We start from the raw sequence: 19,606 nt of genomic DNA, 5'->3' as shown, positions 1-19,606 counted from the left end.
AAAGCAAAAAGCCTGCTTTAAAAGCAGGCTTTTCTAAATCTGGCTCCTCTGACTGGACTCGAACCAGTGACATACGGATTAACAGTCCGCCGTTCTACCGACTGAACTACAGAGGAATCGTTTGGAACGGGGCGCATATTATCGGGCAGGCTGTGGCTTGTCAAAGCTCTTTTTCACAATTTTTTCTGACTGCTGAATAAAGCGTCAATTGCCCGGCGCGGGCCTGCGCAATGGCACGAATTAGCGCCAGCACCGCGCCTGATTGTGAGAGATGTCACCAATGCTATGCAAAATTACATTCTGATTTGTCGCTTCTGTCAGATACCTCGCATGTATGATCACAGATATTTCATTTCGCCGTTGTCGCCGCCCAAAACGAAACATATATTCCGGGAAACTCATCCCCGTGAACCGCAGGTGCAGCATGAACAAAGTCAGAATCGGTATGATTGGCAGTGGATATATTGGGCGTTGTCACGCGATTGCCTATGCGCAGGCACCCACGGTGTTCGCCCTGAAGGGCGAGATTGTGCGCGAGATGCTGGCAGAGGTGAATCCGGCGCTGGCGGCGCAGCAGGCGGCGACGTTTGGCTTTGCCCGTTCGACGGGCGACTGGCGCGAGCTGGTGCGCGATCCGCACATCGACGTAGTCGATATCTGCGCGCCCAATTTCCTGCACAAAGAGATGGCGCTGGAGGCGATTCGCCACGGCAAGCACGTCTACTCCGAAAAGCCACTGTCGCTCTCGGTGGCCGATGCCGAAGAGATGGTGCAGGCGGCGCAGCAGGCGGGAGTGAAAACCCTGGTGGGCTTCAACTACATGAAAAACCCCACCAGCCAGCTGGCGCGGGAGATTATCGCGCGCGGTGAGATCGGCGAAGTGGTGCACTTTTACGGCACCCATAACGAAGATTACCTGGCGCGCGCGGAGACGCCGCTCGACTGGCACTGCCAGAAAGCGCTGGCCGGTCTCGGCGCGCTTGGCGATCTGGCGGCGCATATCGTCAACATGGCGCACTATCTGGTCGGTGATATTGATGAGGTGAGCGGTGACATGATGACGGTGATCAAACAGCGACCAGATCCAAAGGCGCCGTCACGTCTGCTGCCGGTGGAAAACGAAGATCAGGCCAGCGCGCTGCTGCGCTTTAAAAATGGCGCGCACGGCGTGATTGAAACCTCGCGTATCGCCTGCGGTAGCAAGATGGGGCTGACTTATGTGGTGACCGGCACCAAAGGCACGCTGCGCTACACGCAGGAGCGCATGGCTGAGCTGGAACTGTATCTGCACGACGATCCGGCCGGCCGCCAGGGCTTTAAAACCATACTCACCGGTCCGGCGCACCCGGATTATGCCAGCTTCTGCGTCTCGGCTGGCCACGGCATCGGTTTTAACGATCAGAAAACGGTCGAGATTCGCGATCTGATCAACGGCATCGCCGCCGGCGATCGCATGTGGCCGGATTTTGCCGAAGGGCTGCAGGTGCAGAAGGTGCTGGAAGCGGTGGCGATTTCCGCCGTGGAGCGCCGCTGGATGAAGGTTTGATGCAGAGCGTCAGCCGCAGACGCACGTAACCGCTCGCCATCCCTACACGGTGCGTGCAGGGATGGCGAGCCTCACAGGGTGCGCGCGCACCGGGATAATGCAGTAATTTTCCAAAGATTACGCCAGCAACGCACACTGCGGCGGCAGGCGGCAGCTCAACGCGCCGGGCTGCACCTCAATCACAAACTCGCTGCCGGACAGCGGCTCGCCGTCGAGGTTAAAGGTCATCTCATGCGGTGAACGGATGGTCAGCGATGTCAGCTGTGCCGCGACAATGTTCGGGTTTTCGTCGTCGCGCGTCAGCGAGTGCAGCAGCGTCGGCAGCAGCTCCTGAGCGGTTACGATACTAAGATTGAGTTGTCCGTCATTGATCAGCGCTTCCGGACACAACCGCTGTCCGCCACCGGCCTGACGGCCATTGCCAATGCCAATCACCAGCGCGTCACCCTGCCAGTGAAAGCCCGGTCCGCTGATTTCGCAGCTGTCCGGCTTCAGCGCATCAACGCGCATCAGGCCATGAATAAAATAGGAGACGCCGCCCAGCGCCGATTTCAGTTTCTCCGGCGTTTCGGTGGTGATGCGCGTGCCAAAACCGCCGGTCGCCATGTTGATGAAGTAACGGTCGCCGTTCACCCGCGCCAGATCGATGGCCGTGGCTTTGCCCAGTACTGCCAGCCGCAGTGCCGCTTCCATTTCTGCCGGGATACCGGCGCTGGTAGCAAAATCGTTGGCGGTGCCAAGCGGTAAAATCCCCAGCACCGGCCGCTGCGCTGGCGGCAGGGCGGCCAGCGCGGTGGCAATCTCATTGATGGTGCCATCGCCGCCGCCAGCCACCACGGTTTCCGCCTGCAGCTGCAGCGCTTCCTGCACGTAGCGGTCACCGTCGCCTTTTTCCCAGGTCACGCGCACCGCCAGGTTAAAGCCTTCGTCGCGCAGGGTATTCACGGCGGCACGCAACTCTTCATTGCCTGCGCCTTTTCCATTCAGAATCAGCAAAGTGAGGGGTTTATTTTGCATTATCGCTTCCCTGATGAGTAAGACAGAGCTGTGGTTATAGCATAGCTGCGGCGGGAACTTTATCGGCGAACGATGAAAAAAGAAAACCCGCACGGGGGAGCCGGGCGGGTGAATGAGGTGGTTCCTGGTACTACCTGCTGTTTGTTGTTACTCGTTAGCAGCAGGCGCGATTCTAAAGCGCGGCGAAGCGGCGGTCTGTGATCCTGTTCTAACTTCGCCGTTTTCTTTTCATTTAGTGCGATTTTTACCGTGCGGATCGTAAGTGCTGTTACCGTCGGTAAAATTGCGCAGCAGCAGCGCATAGGCCAGATCGACCCCCTCCGGCACGCTGATCCAGACGCGATGACCATCTCCCGGAGCGACCTCAACCGCGGCACCCTTCTCATTCTGCATCGCCTGCAGCGTGCAGTTGAGATTGCCGTCCGGCGTCATGATCTCTACGCTATCGCCAAGCATGAACTTGTTCTTCACCGCCACCTGCGCCCACGTACCGCGCCGCTCACCAGTGAATTCACCGACAAACTGCTGACGCTCCGAAATGGAAAAACCCTGCTCGTAGTTTTGATAGCTGTCATGGGTGTGGCGACGCAAAAAACCTTCGGTATAGCCGCGGTGCGCCAGCCCTTCCAGCGTCTCCAGCAGTGCCGGATCGAAAGGTTTGCCGGCGGCCGCATCGTCGATTGCGCGGCGGTACACCTGCGCGGTGCGCGCACAGTAGTAGAACGATTTGGTGCGGCCCTCAATTTTCAGCGAATGCACGCCCATCTGGCTCAGGCGTTCGACGTGCGCCACCGCGCGCAGATCTTTCGAGTTCATGATGTAGGTGCCGTGCTCATCTTCGAACGCGCTCATCACCTCGCCTGGCTTCATCTTCTCTTCCAGCAGGAATACCCGGTCGGTGGGCTGACCGACGCCGAGCGTCGCGGGCTGCACTGCAACCGGCTGATGGAAGCCAACAATGTTGCCGACCTCATCCTGCTGGCCTTCGGCCACGTTATATTCCCAGCGGCAGGCGTTGGTACAGGTGCCCTGATTAGGATCGCGCTTATTCAGATAGCCAGAGAGCAGGCAGCGGCCGGAGTAGGCCATGCACAGCGCGCCGTGGACAAAGATTTCAATCTCCATCTCCGGCACCTGCTGGCGAATTTCGGCGATCTCCTCCAGCGACAGCTCGCGCGACAGAATCACGCGCGTCAGCCCCATCTGCTGCCAGAACTTCACCGTGGCCCAGTTCACCGCGTTAGCCTGCACCGACAGGTGAATCGGCATCTGCGGGAAGGCGTCGCGCACCAGCATGATCAGGCCGGGATCGGACATGATCAGCGCATCCGGCTGCATCTCGATAACCGGCGTCAGATCTCGGATAAAGGTTTTCAGCTTGGCGTTGTGCGGGGCAATGTTTACCACCACGTAAAACTTCTTGCCGAGCGCGTGCGCCTCGCTGATGCCTTTAGCGAGGTTTTCATGGGTGAATTCGTTGTTGCGCACGCGCAGGCTGTAGCGCGGCTGGCCGGCATACACCGCGTCGGCGCCGTAGGCAAAGGCATAACGCATATTTTTCAGCGTGCCTGCCGGCGAAAGCAGTTCGGGTTTAAGCATGGGAAGTTCTCACTGATGTCAGGTCAGCATGCCATCACGGATGGCACGTGCAGCGGCCGCGTCAGACGGCCCTGCAAAAGGTGGGGAATTGTAGGCAGGGCGACTCCCGATGTAAATTGACCTGGATCAATCTAAGCGGTTACAGCAGGCGGCCAACATCCGCTTCCCAGCGATATCCCATGCCGTACACGGCGCGAATAAACGGCTGTTCGGCATCAAGGTTCTCCAGCTTGCGCCGCAGGTTCTTGATGTGGCTGTCAATGGTGCGATCGGTGACCACGCGATAGTCGTCATACAGATGGTTCAGCAGTTGCTCGCGCGAAAACACTTTGCCCGGCTCCAGCGCCAGGGTTTTCAGCAGGCGGAACTCGGCGGGCGTCAGCTCCAGCGGCTGTTCGCGCCAGCTGGCCTGAAAACGCCCTTCGTCGATCAGCAGATGCGAGGCCAGCTGCGCCTCTTCTGGCGAACGTTTCACCCGGCGCAGAATGGTTTTCACCCGCGCCACTACTTCACGCGGGCTGAAGGGTTTGCAGATATAGTCGTCAGCGCCAATCTCCAGCCCGAGCAGGCGATCAATCTCTTCCGTGCGTGCGGTCACCATGATAATCGGCAGCTCAGAGAAGCGGCGGATTTCCCGACACAGCGTCAGGCCGTCACGGCCCGGCAGCATCAAATCCAGCAGCATCAGGTCTGGCGGCGTTTGTTGCACATAACTCAGTACCGCGTTGCCATCGGCGAGGTGGTGCGTGCGGTAGTTTGACGCCTGCAGATAATCAATCATCAGCTGCGCCAGTTTGGGTTCGTCTTCCACAACAAGAATCAGGGGATCGCTATTTTCCGTGCTCATAAAGGGTGTCTAGTGAGGAACATACGGCAAGTTTAGCGTGATTTTCAGCCCACCTAAATCAGAGTCGGCCGCATTAATGCTGCCGTCATGCGCCTCAACAATATTCTTGCAGATCGCCAGACCGAGCCCGGAGCCGCCGCTGGCGCGATTGCGCGAGCTTTCGGCGCGGAAGAAGCGCTCAAACAGCTGTGCCTGCTGCTGGCGCTCGACGCCCGGTGCGCTATCGGCAAACTGCAGCTGCCACTGCTCGCCGCTGAGCTGCATACTAAGCTGCACCGTGCCGCCGGCATCGGTGTAACGCAGGCTGTTTTCCAGCAGGTTAGTAAACAGCTGCATCAGCCGGTCCGGATCGCCAAAGCTGCTGGCCTGCGCCGGCAGCATCAGGCTGAGCGTCAACCCCCGGCTGCGATAGCGTTCGCCAAAACTGCCCGCCACCACCTCCAGCAGACTGACCAGATCCACCGGCTGTTTGCGGTAGGCGAGGGCGCCCGCGTCGGAGAGCGACAGCTGGTGCAGGTCTTCCACCAGCTGGGTCAGCAGCGCGACTTCGCTCTGCAGCGAACTGATGGCGTCGGGGGTCAGCTTGCGCACGCCATCCTGCATCGCCTCCAGCTCACCGCGCAAAATCGCCAGCGGCGTACGCAGCTCATGGGAAATATCGGCCATAAAGGCGCGCCGGTTGCTCTCGTTTTTCTCCAGCGAGCGCGCCAGCTGGTTGAAGTCACGCGCCAGCTGACCAATTTCGTCGCTGCTGCCAACCTCCACCCTAGTGGTAAATTTGCCCGCCGCCAGCTGATGGGTGCCGTCCACCAGCCGTTTCACCGGCGCCAGCAGGCCGCGCGCCAGCAGCCAGGTGACCAGCGCGGCCAGCAGCGTGGTGAGGCCGACAATCAGCCAGCTGGTCTGGCGCTGCTGATGGTCAAAGTTGATGTCGGTGCTGCGCGTCAGCCGCTCGGCGGGCGAGGCAATCACCCAGCCAACAATCTTGCCGTTGCTGGTGGTGATATTGCGGCGCGAGCCTTCCGGCGGCACCGGCGAGCGCGGGCCGGACAATATTTTGTACTGCTGATCGATAATCCAGAACTGGGTGCGCCAGCCGTGCGGCGGCAGCTGAGTGCCGCTGCCGGGATTCTGTTCCAGCGAGCGCAGAATGGTGAAGATCAGCCGATCGTTGTTACGCAGAAAATCCCAGCTACCGTGCTGTTCGTATTGATCGGCCAGCGCATCGCTCAGCAGCGTCAGGCGCTGCTCGTTGCCCTTTTTGATGTAATCGACAAAGCCATGCTCAAAGCTGAGGCGCACGCCCCAGTGCATGGTGATGATCACCAGCATGCAGGTGGAAAAAATCGCCATAAACAGTTTGGCGCTGATGCCGAGTTTTACCGGCTGCTTCATCCTTTTCTCCTGCCTCTCAGGTCCACGTTTTTACTCACATCGGCGGGTACGCGCCAGAACACCAGTGCCGGCAGCGCAATCACCAGCGCCATGCACAAATAGGTGTACATAAAGGTTTGATGGGTCGCGGCGCTGTCGCTCACCGCGCCATGGCCGAAAGCGCCGAGCAGCAGACCGGCCACGGTGACGCCGATACTCATCGACAGCTGCATGATCATCGACAGCAGGCTGTTGCCGCTCGAGGCCAGCTCATCCGGCAGCTCTTTCAGCGTCAGGGTATTCATGGACGAAAAGCGGATGGCATTGACCATGCCCTGCAACAGCAGCACCACGGGCAGCAGCCAGATCCAGCCGAGCAGCGCCACCACGGGAAACAGCAGCACCACCAGCGCCAGCGCCAGTGTGCCGCCCACCAGCGCGTTACGATAGCCAAACAGGTTCACGATGCGCACCACCACGCGTTTGATGCCCATGTTGCCCAGCACCATCGGGATCATCATCAGCCCGGCGTGGAACGGGCTAAAGCCGGGACCCACCTGCAGAAAAATCGGCGTCATAAACGGCAGCATGCCGCTGCCGATGCGGCCGGTAAAGCTGCCGAGCAGGCCGATGGCGTAAATGCGGTTATCAAACAGCTTCAGGCTAAACAGCGCGTTATCGTTGTTGCGACCGTGCATCAGGTAGAACAACAGGGAAAACACCCCCAGCAGAATCAGCAGGCACAGCAGCAGCGGTGAGCCGCCGGCGCTGCGCTGGCCGTCGAGTGCCAGCGTCAGCGTAGCCATGCCCACCGCCAGCAGCACAAAACCCAGGAAGTCAAAGCGTCGCGTCTGCATGGTGTAGTTCGGCATCAGCAGCAGCGTGGCGATGGCACCGATAATGCCGACCGGAATGTTGATCAGGAAGATCCAGTGCCAGCTGGCATACTCCACCAGAATGCCGCCCAGCGCCGGGCCGAGCAGCGGGCCAATCTGGCCGGGCAGGGTGACAAAGGTCATGGCTGACATGTACTGCTCACGCGGCACGATCTTCATCACCGTCAGCCGGCCGACCGGCACCATCATCGCGCCGCCGATGCCCTGTACCACGCGCGCCATCACCAGCTGGTCAAGTGACGTGGCGAAGGCACACAGCAGCGAACCGAGGCTAAACAGCACGATGGCGCAGAAGAAGATGTTGCGCACGCCAAAGCGGTCCGCCAGCCAGCCGCTGAGCGGCAGCGTGACCGCCACGGTGAGCACGTAGGAGACAATCACCGAATGCATATGCAGCGGGCTGACGTTGAGATCGTGGGCCATCGCCGGTATCGCGGTGTTCACGATCGTGGTATCCAGCGTCTGCATAAAAAAGCCGAAGGCCACAATCCACAGTTGCCAGCGGACAGTGGCGGTTTGTGCGTTCATGGTCATCCCGTGTTAACAGTTTCATCAGCCGCAGGTCGCGTAGCGGCGCGATTTATCGCGCGTTGAATTGCGCCGCTACGCTTAGTGCAGGTATGACGTTATGGCTCCGTTATCAACCGCGGCTGCTTTTTCCGACGGCGCAGTTTATCCATCATCAGGTACACCACCGGTGTGGTGTACAGCGTCAGCAGCTGGCTCATCACCAGCCCACCGGCAATGGTGATGCCCAGCGGCTGGCGCAGCTCCGCGCCGTCCCCGCTGGTCAGCACCAGCGGCAGCGCACCAAACAGCGCCGCCAGCGTGGTCATCAGAATCGGGCGGAAACGCAGCTGGCACGCCTGGAAAATGGCGTCGCGCGCCGACAGGTTGCCGTTGCGCTCCGCCTCCAGCGCGAAATCCACCATCATGATGGCGTTCTTTTTCACGATACCGATCAGCAGCAGGATGCCGATCAGCGCAATCAGGCTGAACGGCGTATTAAACAGCTGCAGCGCCAGCAGCGCGCCGACGCCCGCCGAGGGCAGGGTAGAGAGAATCGTCAGGGGATGCACGTAGCTCTCATACAGAATGCCGAGCACGATATACACCGCGGCAATCGCCGCCAGCATCAGCCACAGCTGGTTCGACTGCGAATCCTGAAATACCTGCGCGGTGCCGGCGAAGCTGCCGCGCACGCTGGACGGCACGCCAATCGCCGTAATGGTGCGGTCAATGGCCTCTGACGCCTGCGACAGCGAGACCCCTTCCGGCAGGTTAAACGAGATGGTCGAGGCCGCCGACAGCCCCTGATGGTTGACCGACAGCGGCGCGTTGGCCGGCTGCCATTTGGCAAACCAGCTGAGCGGAATCGCTTTGCCATCGCTGTTGATCACGAACATCTGATCCAGCGCGCTGACATCCTGGGTATAGCGCGGATCCACCTCCATCACCACTTTGTACTGATTCAGCGGCTGGTAGATGGTGGAGATTTGCCGCTGGCCGAAGGCGTTATTCAGCAGCGCATTGGCCGCCGACACGTCGATGCCGAGGCGCGCCATGCTTTCGCGATCGTAAGTCAGCGCCATTTCGCTGCCGTTGTCCTGCTGATCCGAATTCACATCGGCCAGCTCTGGCAGCGCGGCAAACGCCTGGCGGATTTTCGGCTCCCACTCACGTAAATCGGCGAGGTTATCCGACAGCAGGCTGTACTGATAGCTGGCGTTCGATTCGCGTCCGCCGACGCGAATATCCTGCACCGCATTGAGGTACAGGTTGGCACCCGGTTCTTTCGCCAGCTTCACGCGCAGGCGGGCGATCACTTCCTGCGCGCTTTCGCTGCGTTCTGACAGCGGCTTGAGTGACACAAACATCGAGCCGCTGTTGGTGCGCGAGCCGCCGGTGAAGCCGGTGACGTTATCGACCGCCGGGTCAGCCTTGATGATGTTCATGAAATCCTGCAGCTTGCCGCGCATCGCCTGAAACGAAATGCTCTGATCGGCGGAGATAAAGCCGTTGAGACGGCCGGTATCCTGCTCGGGCATAAAGGTTTTCGGGATGGCGATAAACAGCCAGATGGTCAGCCCGACGGTGCCGAGCAGCAGCAACAGCACCCAGATCGCGTGGTTCAGCACCCAGCCCAGCGAGCGCGCATAGCCCTGCTGCACCGCCAGCAGCACGCGGCCAAATCCGCGCGTGCGCGGCTGGCTGCGCTTCGCCTGCGGTTTCAGCAGATACGCGCACATCATCGGCGTCAGGGTAATGGAGATAAACAGCGAGATGAGAATCGCCACCGACAGCGTGATGGCAAACTCCGAGAAGAAGCGGCCAATAATACCACCAATCATCAGCAGCGGCAGGAACACCGCAATCAGCGACAGGCTCATCGACAGCACGGTAAAGCCCACCTCGCGCACCCCAGTGAGTGCCGCCTGCAGCGGCTTCATGCCGGCTTCGACGTGGCGCGCGATGTTCTCCAGCACCACAATGGCGTCATCCACCACAAAGCCGGTGGCGATGGTCAGCGCCATCAGCGACAGGTTATTCAGGCTGAAGCCGCACAGGTACATGGCGGCGAAGGTACCAATCAGCGATACCGGTACCGCCGCCGCCGGAATTAGCGTGGCGCGGCCGTCGCGCAGGAAGAAAAACACCACCAGAATTACCAGCGCCACGGCGATCACCAGCGACTGCTCCACTTCGTGCAGCGAGGCGCGGATAGTGGGCGAGCGGTCCTGGGCGATTTGCAGGTCGATAGCCGCCGGGATCACCTCATGCAGCTCCGGCATTTCCGCCCGGATGCGGTCGACGGTATCAATGATGTTGGCGTCCGGCGACTTGCGCACCACCAGCAGCACCGCCGGTTTGCCGTTGGTCATCCCGGCGTTGCGCACATCCTGCACCGAATCCTGCACGTTCGCCACATCGCTCAGCCGTACCGCTGCGCCGTTGTTGTAGTGCACCACCAGCGGCTGGTAGACGCTGGCGGTTTGCAGCTCATCGTTGGTCCGCACCTGCCAGCGCTGCTGGGTATCGTCGATGGCGCCCTGCGGACGGCGCTGGTTGGCGTTGCTGATGGCGGTGCGCACCGCATCCAGCGACACGCCCTGATTAAACAGCGCCTGCGGATTGAGGTCGACGCGCACCGCCGGCAGCGAACTGCCGCCTACCGTGACATCACCGACGCCATCAATCTGCGACAGCTTCTGTGCCAGTTGCGTCGACGCGTAATCATACAGCTGACCGGGATTATAAATATCCGAGGTCATGGTGAGGATCATGATCGGCGCATCGGACGGGTTGGCTTTGCGGTAGGTTGGACGATTGGGCATACCGGTCGGCAGCAGGCTCTGGGCGGCATTGATCGCCGCCTGCACGTCGCGCGCCGCGCCGTTGATATCGCGGTCGAAATCAAACACCAGGATGATGCGCGTGCTGCCCAGCGAGCTGGTGGAGGTCATTTCACTGACGCCGGCAATGCGCCCCAGCGAGCGCTCCAGCGGCGTGGCGACCGAGGCCGCCATGGTTTCCGGCGACGCGCCGGGTAGCGAGGCCGAGATCAGAATCACCGGGAAATCCAGCTGCGGCAGCGGCGCCACCGGCAGCAGACGGAAGCCAAGAATGCCCGCCAGCGCAATCGCCAGCGTCAGCAGCGTGGTGGCAACCGGCCGATGGATAAACAGGGCGAAAAACTTCACGACTGCGCCTCCGTGCCTTTCAGACGCCGGCGCGTGGCATGAGCAAGGCGATCAAACAGCAGATAGATCACCGGGGTGGTAAACAGCGTCAGCACCTGGCTCAGCACCAGGCCACCGACCATGGCGATGCCGAGCGGACGACGCAGTTCCGCGCCGACGCCGGTGCTGAGCATCAGCGGCAGCGCGCCAAGCAGCGCCGCCAGTGTGGTCATCAGAATCGGCCGGAAGCGCAGCAGACAGGCCTGATAGATCGCCTCACGCGGTGCCATGCCCTGTTCACGCTCGGCGGCCAGCGCGAAGTCGATCATCATGATGGCGTTCTTCTTCACGATGCCGATCAGCAAAATGATGCCGATGATGGCGATGATATCCAGCTCGTTGCCGCTCAGCATCAGCGCCAGCAGCGCGCCAACGCCGGCGGTGGGCAGCGTCGACAGAATGGTAATCGGGTGGATGAAGCTCTCATACAGCACGCCGAGCACAATATACATCGCCACTACCGCCGCGACGATCAGCCAGATGGTGCTGGTCAGCGCCGCTTCAAACGCCAGCGTGCTGCCCTGGAACTGCGTCATCATCTCTGCCGGCATGCCGACCTGATCTTCCGCCGTGGTGATCGCCTGCAGCGCATCGCCGAGCGAGTAGCCGTGCGCCACGTCAAACGAGAAGGTGGCCGACGGGAACTGGTCGAGATGATTAATGCTCAGCGCAGCGTGGCGCTCTTCGACTTGCGCGATGGCGCTGAGCGGCACGCTGCCGCCGTCGCTGCTGTTCAGGCGAATCGCGTCGAGGCTGGCGAGACCGGGGGTTTGCGTGTTGTCCTGCTCCAGCACCACGCGATACTGGTTGGCCTGGGTGTAAATCGTTGAGATCAGGCGCTGGCCAAAGGCGTTGTACAGCGCGTTATCAATGTCGGCCATGCTGATGCCAAGCCGGCTGGCGCTGTCGCGATCGACGCGCACAAAGGCTTCCAGCCCCTGATCCTGCCAGTCGCTGCTGACGTTGCGCAGCTGCGGCAGCGTATTGAGCTGTGCCAGCAGTTTCGGCACCCAGCTGCCCAGCGACTCCAGCGAACCCGACTGCAGGGTAAACTGGTATGGCGTGCGGCTCGCCTGGGTATCAATGGTTAGATCCTGTACCGGCTGCAGCCACAGCGACACGCCGGGCAGGCGATCGATCGCCTGCTGCAGCCGCTGCTGCACTGCCGGAATACGATCGTCACGCTGGTCCAGCGGTTTCAGGTTGATTTGCAGCCGCGCGCTGTTGAGCGCCGCGTTGGTGCCATCCACGCCGACGAACGAGGTCAGGCTCTGCACCGCCGGATCTTTCATAATGATCGACGCCACGTCGCGGGTGCGCTGCGCCATACTGGCGTAAGAGACCGACTGCGGCGCCTGCAGCGTGCCCTGAATGATGCCGTTGTCCTGCTGCGGGAAGAAGCCCTTCGGAATCACCACCCACAGCAGCACCGTCAGCAGCAGCGTGCCAAGCGCCACCGACAGCGTCAGCCACGGATGGCGCAGCACGCGCGTCAGCCAGCGGCCATAGCCGGCAATCACCTTATCGAACATCGCCTCGCTGGCGCGGGAGAAGCGGTTCTGCCTGCGCAGCGATTCGGCGCTCAGCATGCGCGCGCACATCATCGGCGTCAGCGTCAGCGAGACCACCGCCGAGATCAGAATCGCCACCGCCAGCGTTACGGCGAACTCGCGGAACAAACGGCCAATCACGTCGCCCATGAACAGCAGCGGAATCAGCACCGCGATCAGCGAGAAGGTGAGGGAGATAATGGTGAAGCCAATCTCACCGGCACCTTTCAGCGCGGCGGTCATCGGCTTTTCGCCTTTTTCGATGTAGCGCGAGATGTTCTCGATTACCACGATGGCGTCATCGACCACAAAGCCGGTGGCGATGGTCAGCGCCATCAGCGTCAGGTTATTGATCGAAAAGCCAAGGAAATACATGGCGGCAAAGGTGCCGACCAGCGACAGCGGCACCGCAACTGCCGGAATAATGGTGGCCGGGACATTGCGCAGAAACAGATAGATGATCATCACCACCAGTCCGATGGCCAGCATCAGCTCATGTTGAGTATCCGCTACTGAGGCGCGAATGTTGGTGGTGCGATCGGTGAGCAGTTTGACGTCAACCGACTTCGGCAGCGTGGCGGTCAGCGACGGCAGCAGCGCGCGGATGCTGTCAGCGGTGGCGATAATATTGGCACCCGGCTGGCGCTGCACGTTCAGCACAATCGCCGGCTCACGGTTGGCCCAGGCACCCAGCCAGCTGTTTTCTGCGCCCTGTTCAACCGTGGCGACGTCGCCCAGCCGCACCGGCGCGCCGTTGCTGTAGCTGACGATCAGCTTGCGGTAATCCTCCGCGGAGGTCATCTGGTCATTGGCCGACAGCGTGATGGAGCGCGTTGGACCATCAAGGCTGCCTTTCGCCGAATTGACGTTGGCGTTGCTGATGGCGGTGCGCACCGTCTCGCTGGTGAGGCCGAGGGCCGCCAGCGCCTGTGCGTTCATCTTCACCCGCACCGCCGGACGCTGGCCGCCGGAGAGCGTGACCAGACCGACGCCGGAGACCTGGGAAATCTTCTGCGCCACCCGCGTCTCCACCATATCCTGCACCTGCGTCAGCGGCATGCTGGTGGTGGTAACGGCCAGCGTCATGATTGGCGGATCGGCCGGATTGACTTTGCTGTACACCGGCGGATTCGGCAGATCGCCAGGCAGCAGGTTAGTGGCAGAGTTGATCGCCGCCTGCACTTCCTGTTCGGCAACGTCGAGCGCCAGCGTCAGCTGGAACTGCAGCGTAATCACCGAGGCACCGCCGGAGCTTTGCGACGCCATTTGCTTCAGGCCGGACATCTGCCCGAACTGACGCTCCAGCGGCGCGGTAATCGACGAGGTCACCACATCCGGGCTGGCGCCGGGATAGAGCGTGACGACCTGGATGGTCGGGTAATCGACTTCCGGCAGCGCGGAAACCGGCAGGAAGCGATAGCCCAGCACGCCGGCCAGCAAAATCGCGATCATCAGCAGCGTGGTGGCCACCGGGCGCAGAATAAACTGGCGTGACGGGCCGCCGCTGGCGTCGGGAGGCATCACCTGCATTATTGACGTTCTCCGCGAGCCGGTTGCGCCGCGCGCGTGCTGTGCGTGGCGGTACTCTGTGCGGCGACAATTTCCACCGTGGCGCCTTCGGTCAGGCGGTCGAGACCGTCGGTGACCACGCGCTGACCGGCCTGCAGCCCGGCATCAATCACCACTTTCTGGCTATCCTGCAGCCCGGCGGTGACGCGTTTCTTGCTCACTTTGTTATCGCTGTTCACCACCCAGACAAAGTGGCCGTCGTTGCTCATCTGCAGCGCGGCAGTCGGGATCACCACCGCGTTTTGCAGCGTATCCACCTTCAGCCGGGCATTAACAAACTGGTTGGGAAACAGGGCGTCGTCCTGATTGCTGAAGCGCGCCTTGAGTTTAATGGTGCCGGTGGTGACGTCGATCTGGTTATCAATGCTCAGCAGCGCACCTGTGGTCAGCAGGGTTTTATTGCTGCGATCCCAGGCTTCAACCGGCAGCGGCTGGCCGCTTTTCTGGGCTTTCAGGATCTGGCTGATGTTGTTCTCGGCAACGCTGAACACCACGTCAATCGGGTGCGTCTGGGTGATCACCACCAGACCATTGGTATCGCCGGCGGTAATGTAGTTGCCGACATCCACCTGCTTCAGCCCGACGCGTCCGGCAATCGGCGCGGTGATGCGGCTGTAGGTCAGATTGAGCTGCGCGCTGGCCACATTGCCTTCGTCGGCTTTGATGGTGCCGAGGGTTTCACTAACCAGCGAGCGCTGGGTATCCAGTTCCTGCTGCGACACCAGCGAGGTTTTCGCCAGTTTTTCATAACGGCTGAGGTCGCGGCGCGCATTAGCCAGCGTCGCCTGATCTTTGGCCAGCTGGCCCTGCGCCTGGGTGAGCGCTACCTGCCATGGTCGGGGATCGATTTCTGCCAGCAGCGCGCCGGCCTCCACCTGCTGACCTTCCGTGAAGTGCAGCGCCATCAGCTGGCCGTCGACCCGGCTGCGCACCGTGACGGTGTTAGCCGCGGTGACGGTGCCAAGTCCGCTAAGGTAATAGGGCACGCTTTCGGTGGTCGCCGTTGCGGCCTGCACCGGTGCCAGCGGACGGCGTCCGCCGCTATTGTTGCCACCGCGTCCGTGATGCGGCTGGCCATCAGCCTGGGTAGCCTGTGCAGGCTCGGCCGGATGCTGCCACCAGTAGTAAGCGCCCGCCAGCGCAGCCAGCACCACCACGCTAATCAGGCCTGTTTTTAATCGTTTATTCATTGCTCTGTGTGCTCTCCGGCGGTTTCGTTTTCCCCACATGCGCGCGCAAACGAACCGCGGCGCAAACGAAATGATTGTAGTCGCCCGGGTCGGGCAAAAATTGAAGGAATTAAGAATATCGCCCCGGGCACGCTAAGTATTCATATTCAGTAAATATTTTGGCAGCAATACGCATAAGCGTGACTTTTTCCTTTGCTAAGCTGAATGACAGACCAGTCTCGTTTCACTAAGGAGGATCACATGCGTCAACACAAAACCCGTCAGCTGGGCGACAGCGGTATCAGCGTGCCGCTGCTGACGTTTGGCGGCAACGTTTTTGGCTGGACGGTCGATGAAAAAACCTCGTTTTCACTGCTCGACGCGCTGGTGGAAAAGGGGCTGTTCTTCATTGATACCGCAGACGTCTACTCTCGCTGGGCGCCGGGCAACGCCGGCGGTGAATCGGAAACCATCATCGGTAAGTGGCTGAAAAAAAGCGGTAAGCGCGACAGTATCGTGCTCGCCACCAAGGTAGGCATGGAGCTGACGCCGGAGAAAACCGGGCTGAAACCGGCCTATATCCGCCAGGCCGTGGAAGATTCGCTGCGCCGCCTGCAGACGGATGTCATCGATCTCTACCAGGCGCACCGTGATGACGACAGCACGCCGCTGGTGGAGACGCTGAAAGCCTTCGACTCGCTGATCAAAGAGGGCAAAGTGCGGGCTATTGGTGCGTCCAACTACAGCGCGCAGCGCCTGCAGGAAGCGCTCGACATCAGTAAGCAGGAGGGACTGGCGCGCTATGAAACCCTGCAGCCGGAGTACAACCTGTACGATCGTCAGGAGTATGAAAGCGGACTGGAGCAGGTGGCGGTGACAAACGGTCTCGGCGTGATTAACTACTACTCGCTGGCCAGCGGTTTCCTGAGCGGGAAATACAAAAAGCCGGAAGACGCCAGCAAAAGCGCGCGCGGCCAGGGCATTGTAGAAAAATATCTCAACGAGCGCGGTAAGCGCATCATTGAAGCGCTGGAAGATGTCGCGGCCTCGCACGACGCCTCGGCTACACAGGTGGCGCTGGCGTGGCAGATTGCGCGACCGAGCATCACGGCACCGATTGTCAGTGCCACCTCGCTGCAGCAGCTGGATGAGCTGGTGAAAGCCACTGAGCTGGAGCTCAGCAAGCAGGAGATTGAAGAGCTGGCCAGCGCCAGCAAGCCGTAACGCGAAGCGGGACGCTGCGGCGTCCCGTCACGTAATAATTTTTTCGCCACGCAAAAAATGCCTTTTTCCTCCAGAACATATCCATTCATCGATCGCTGTCACAATTGCGTTAAGTCACTGTCACCTTTGCACTCACTGCGCACAGATTTGCAAAAACTGACATAACCTCAGCATTATTCTCTGCCCGTTCCTCTCCGGAAATTCACAGAAGAATAATCATCATGAACAGAAAAAAAGCAGTGCAGCATATGCCTCGCCTGGCAGCGGGCACCCTGATGTTTGCCATGTTGAGTGCGTCGGCGGTGGCAGCCGATGCGTTCAGCTACGATTCCCCCTACATGTTTGGCGACTGGGGCGGTAACCGAACGCAGCTGGAAAACGACGGCGTGAAGTTCGACGTTAACTACACCATGGAAAGTGCCTCGAACCTGGGCGGCGGTGCCGATACCAACACCTCGATGCGCTACAGCGATCAGTGGGCGTTTGGCCTGAATCTTGACCTGCAAAAACTGCTCGACTGGCAGGATGCGCAGTTCCAGATGACCATTACCGACCGTAACGGTCGCAACATCTCCGATCAGGTGGCAGACCGCCGTACCGGCATGCTGTCATCGGTGCAGGAAGTGTACGGACGTGGCCAGACCTGGCGTCTGACGCAGTTCTGGCTCAGCAAAGGGCTGTTTGATAACACTGTCAACCTGAAAGCCGGTCGCGTCACCGTCGGGGAAGATTTCGACAACTTCGACAGCAAGTTCCAGAACCTTGCATTCGGCAGCGGCCAGGCGGGTAACTGGCGCGGCGACCGCTGGTTTAACTGGCCGGTTTCCCAGTGGGGCGGCCGCGTGAAGGTTAACTTCACGCCGGAAGTGTTCTTCCAGGTGGGCTTCTACAACCAGAACAGTGCCAACTACGATCGCGGTGACGGTTTCCGTCTGGATACCAGCAACTCCGAAGGCAACCTGGTGCCGGTGGAACTGGGCTGGAAGCCGACCTTCGGGCCGGCCAACCTGCCGGGTAACTACCGCATTGGTTACTACTACTCGTCGGCCAACGGCGATAACTACGGCAGCTGGCGCGATGGCGCTTATCAGAGCAAGGATCACGCCTACGGCGGCTACGTGCTGTTACAGCAGCAGCTGACCGCGCAGGGCGGCGATGCCAGCCGGGGTCTGGGCGTGACGGTGCAGGCGGTGATGAACGATCACAAAACCTCGAAAACCGACAACTATCAGTCGATCAGCTTTACCTGGAAAGGGCCGTTTGATGCGCGTCCGCAGGATGAGATTGGCGTCGGCGCGGCGCGTATTCACGTTAACAGCGCGTATACCCGTTCGCTGCGTCAGCAGAATGATGCCAACGGCGAAACTGATTTCGACAGCCCAACTTATCTGCCGATTCAGGATGGTTCCGAGTACAACTACGAGGTTTATTACAATGCGCAGCTGACCAAATGGCTGCAGCTGCGTCCAAACCTGCAATACGTGGTGGCACCGGGTGCGGTGAGCGAAGTGAAAGATGCGTTTGTGGGTGGGATCAGTGCGAACGTGAATTTCTAATCTGGCAGAATGTGTGACTTTTCCCTCTCCCTTTGGGAGAGGGCAGGGTGAGGGGAAAATCGCACGGAGATGTCTGGCCCTCACCCTAACCCTCTCCCGCAAGCGGGAGAGGGAATTATCTGAACATCACTTCGGCCCAGCGGGCGAGGCCGGCGGTGACCGAGCCGAAATCATCGCCGCTGGCGATGGGCGTGTCGGGCAGTGCCTGCTGCAGCGCGGCGCGCAGGATCGGCGAACGGGCGCTACCGCCGGTGAGGTAAATCACCTCCGGACGGGTGTCACAACTGGCCAGCGCCAGCTGCACCTGCTCAAGAATGCGCGCCAGCGGCTGGTTGATCGCCTCTTCCAGTTGCGCGGCGCTGATCTCCGCCTGCAGCGTTTGCGCAATAAACGCCAGCGAGGCCGCAGTCTCGCGTTGATCGGAGAGCGCAATCTTGCTCTCTTCCGCCGCGCGCACCAGCCGGTAGCTCAGCTTCTGCTGCCATACTTTCAGCAGATGCGCGACTTTATCGCCCTGTTCGGCATCACGCACCAGATCGCGCAGCAGCTTACCGCTGGCGGCCGAGTAGAAGTCGCTTTGTGCCGGCACATCGTTAATCGCCACCGCGTTCCACCACGGCAGGGCGGGCAGGGCAGTGCCCTTCAGCGTGTTACCGCCCAGACCGAGCAGCGGCATCAGCGTTTTGAACGCCAGCATAATATCGAGATCGTTACCGCCGACGCGGCAGCCGCTGTGGCCAAGCAGGCTGGCACGGCGATCGGACTGATTACACCACTGCGGACCCATCAGCAGCATAGAGCAGTCGGTGGTTCCGCCGCCGATATCCACCACCAGCACGCGTGTCTCCTGCTGCAGCGTGGCTTCAAACTCCAGACCGGCGGCAACCGGCTCGAACTGAAACTCGACGTCGCGGAACCCGGCACGCTGTGCGGCACGCAGCAGAATGCCCTGCGCCTGCTGGTTGGCGTCTTCACCGCCCAGTCCCTGGAAGTTGATCGGCCGGCCAATCACGGCCTGGTCAATCGGTTGATCGAGCTGGGTTTCACCCTGCTGGCGAATGTGCAGCATCATGGCGCACACCAGATCTTCAAAGAAGGCGATCTGCTGGGGTTTCAGGCCGCTGGCGCCGAGGAACGACTTCGGCGATTTGACGAACCACACCTCTTCCGGATCGACCATATAATGCTGCAGCGCGGTCAGACCAAACTGTACGCTGGCAGGCGTTACCTCGATATCCTCTTCGCGGTTATAACGCAGCGCGCGCTGCAGCAGCGCGGTGCTTTCGCTGTCTGGCGTGGGGACCTGATGATGGCGGTGCAGCCATTCACTGATGGCTTCGCGCGTGGGCGCGCAAATCATGGAGGGAAGCAGGCGCTGACCGTTTTCCAGTGTCAGTAACCGCGGTGTGCCGCTATCCGTTACCGCGATGGAACAGTTAGCCGTGCCGTAGTCGAATCCGATAAACATTGTATCCCCCATGCCAGAAAAAAGGGGGCGACTTTAGCGCAGCCAACGCGG

At 60.6% G+C, this 19,606-nt stretch carries 12 protein-coding genes and 1 tRNA gene; 3 read left to right on the top strand and 10 right to left on the bottom strand.

The features are described 5' to 3' along the window. Positions 1–40: 40 nt before the first annotated feature. Positions 41–116, bottom strand: a tRNA-Asn gene (locus C1Y43_RS13030). A gap of 308 nt (positions 117–424) precedes the next feature. Here C1Y43_RS13030 and C1Y43_RS13025 point away from each other — a divergent pair. Continuing rightward, positions 425–1,546, top strand: coding sequence for a Gfo/Idh/MocA family protein (locus C1Y43_RS13025; RefSeq protein WP_104188475.1), 1,122 nt, complete (start codon positions 425–427; stop codon positions 1,544–1,546). A 117-nt stretch (positions 1,547–1,663) separates the two neighbouring features. Here the strand turns inward: C1Y43_RS13025 and yegS are convergent, their stop codons facing one another. From yegS to C1Y43_RS12985, 8 genes are all read right to left on the bottom strand, one after another. Next, positions 1,664–2,563, bottom strand: a complete 900-nt coding sequence (yegS, locus tag C1Y43_RS13020) for a lipid kinase YegS (protein WP_058757280.1) — start codon at positions 2,561–2,563, stop codon at positions 1,664–1,666. A 228-nt stretch (positions 2,564–2,791) separates the two neighbouring features. Then, complete coding sequence (yegQ, locus tag C1Y43_RS13015) at positions 2,792–4,162, bottom strand: tRNA 5-hydroxyuridine modification protein YegQ (RefSeq protein WP_104188473.1); 1,371 nt, start codon at positions 4,160–4,162, stop codon at positions 2,792–2,794. Between the two features lie 139 nt (positions 4,163–4,301). Then, positions 4,302–5,009 carry a two-component system response regulator BaeR gene (gene baeR / locus C1Y43_RS13010; RefSeq protein WP_031280058.1) on the bottom strand — a complete coding sequence of 236 codons (708 nt, stop codon included), beginning with the start codon at positions 5,007–5,009 and terminating at the stop codon, positions 4,302–4,304. Positions 5,010–5,018: 9 nt separating this feature from the next. Further along, positions 5,019–6,404, bottom strand: a complete 1,386-nt coding sequence (gene baeS / locus C1Y43_RS13005) for a two-component system sensor histidine kinase BaeS (protein ID WP_058757282.1) — start codon at positions 6,402–6,404, stop codon at positions 5,019–5,021. Then, positions 6,401–7,807: a multidrug transporter subunit MdtD gene (gene mdtD, locus C1Y43_RS13000; protein WP_104188782.1), complete on the bottom strand. Its 1,407-nt coding sequence runs from the start codon at positions 7,805–7,807 to the stop codon at positions 6,401–6,403. The genes baeS and mdtD overlap by 4 nt, the downstream gene beginning before the upstream one ends. 98 nt (positions 7,808–7,905) lie before the next feature. Further along, positions 7,906–10,980, bottom strand: coding sequence for a multidrug efflux RND transporter permease subunit MdtC (gene mdtC / locus C1Y43_RS12995; protein ID WP_021509313.1), 3,075 nt, complete (start codon positions 10,978–10,980; stop codon positions 7,906–7,908). Then, a complete protein-coding gene (locus C1Y43_RS12990; protein ID WP_104188471.1) occupies positions 10,977–14,099 on the bottom strand; it encodes an MdtB/MuxB family multidrug efflux RND transporter permease subunit in 3,123 nt (1,040 codons plus the stop codon). The genes mdtC and C1Y43_RS12990 overlap by 4 nt, the downstream gene beginning before the upstream one ends. Further along, positions 14,099–15,328 carry an MdtA/MuxA family multidrug efflux RND transporter periplasmic adaptor subunit gene (locus tag C1Y43_RS12985; RefSeq protein ID WP_058780348.1) on the bottom strand — a complete coding sequence of 410 codons (1,230 nt, stop codon included), beginning with the start codon at positions 15,326–15,328 and terminating at the stop codon, positions 14,099–14,101. The genes C1Y43_RS12990 and C1Y43_RS12985 overlap by 1 nt, the downstream gene beginning before the upstream one ends. Before the next feature lie 240 nt (positions 15,329–15,568). On the opposite strand from C1Y43_RS12985, the gene C1Y43_RS12980 reads away from it, so the two are divergent. Next, positions 15,569–16,531: an aldo/keto reductase gene (locus tag C1Y43_RS12980; RefSeq protein WP_104188470.1), complete on the top strand. Its 963-nt coding sequence runs from the start codon at positions 15,569–15,571 to the stop codon at positions 16,529–16,531. Between the two features lie 221 nt (positions 16,532–16,752). Continuing rightward, positions 16,753–18,087 (top strand): carbohydrate porin, encoded by a 1,335-nt coding sequence (locus tag C1Y43_RS12975; protein WP_021509317.1) that lies wholly within the window; start codon positions 16,753–16,755, stop codon positions 18,085–18,087. A 115-nt stretch (positions 18,088–18,202) separates the two neighbouring features. On the opposite strand, the gene yegD is transcribed toward C1Y43_RS12975, so the two are convergent. Next, entirely contained in the window at positions 18,203–19,555 is a 1,353-nt protein-coding gene (gene yegD / locus C1Y43_RS12970) for a molecular chaperone (protein WP_104188468.1), read from the bottom strand. Positions 19,556–19,606 lie beyond the last annotated feature (51 nt).

Source organism: Pantoea sp. ICBG 828 (assembly GCF_002928355.1).
GTDB lineage: Bacteria > Pseudomonadota > Gammaproteobacteria > Enterobacterales > Enterobacteriaceae > Pantoea > Pantoea dispersa.
The sequence above is the reverse complement of the archived record's forward strand: the minus strand, read 5'-3'. Positions and strand labels throughout refer to the sequence as shown.

Bases quoted from the DNA above. Each gene is read 5' to 3' on its own strand.
- C1Y43_RS13025 (WP_104188475.1), top strand. From the start codon at position 425: ATGAACAAAGTCAGAATCGGTATGATTGGCAGTGGATATATTGGGCGT.
- yegS (WP_058757280.1), bottom strand. From the start codon at position 2,563: ATGCAAAATAAACCCCTCACTTTGCTGATTCTGAATGGAAAAGGCGCA.
- yegQ (WP_104188473.1), bottom strand. From the start codon at position 4,162: ATGCTTAAACCCGAACTGCTTTCGCCGGCAGGCACGCTGAAAAATATG.
- baeR (WP_031280058.1), bottom strand. From the start codon at position 5,009: ATGAGCACGGAAAATAGCGATCCCCTGATTCTTGTTGTGGAAGACGAA.
- baeS (WP_058757282.1), bottom strand. From the start codon at position 6,404: ATGAAGCAGCCGGTAAAACTCGGCATCAGCGCCAAACTGTTTATGGCG.
- mdtD (WP_104188782.1), bottom strand. From the start codon at position 7,807: ATGAACGCACAAACCGCCACTGTCCGCTGGCAACTGTGGATTGTGGCC.
- C1Y43_RS12990 (WP_104188471.1), bottom strand. From the start codon at position 14,099: ATGCAGGTGATGCCTCCCGACGCCAGCGGCGGCCCGTCACGCCAGTTT.
- C1Y43_RS12985 (WP_058780348.1), bottom strand. From the start codon at position 15,328: ATGAATAAACGATTAAAAACAGGCCTGATTAGCGTGGTGGTGCTGGCT.
- C1Y43_RS12980 (WP_104188470.1), top strand. From the start codon at position 15,569: ATGCGTCAACACAAAACCCGTCAGCTGGGCGACAGCGGTATCAGCGTG.
- C1Y43_RS12975 (WP_021509317.1), top strand. From the start codon at position 16,753: ATGAACAGAAAAAAAGCAGTGCAGCATATGCCTCGCCTGGCAGCGGGC.
- yegD (WP_104188468.1), bottom strand. From the start codon at position 19,555: ATGTTTATCGGATTCGACTACGGCACGGCTAACTGTTCCATCGCGGTA.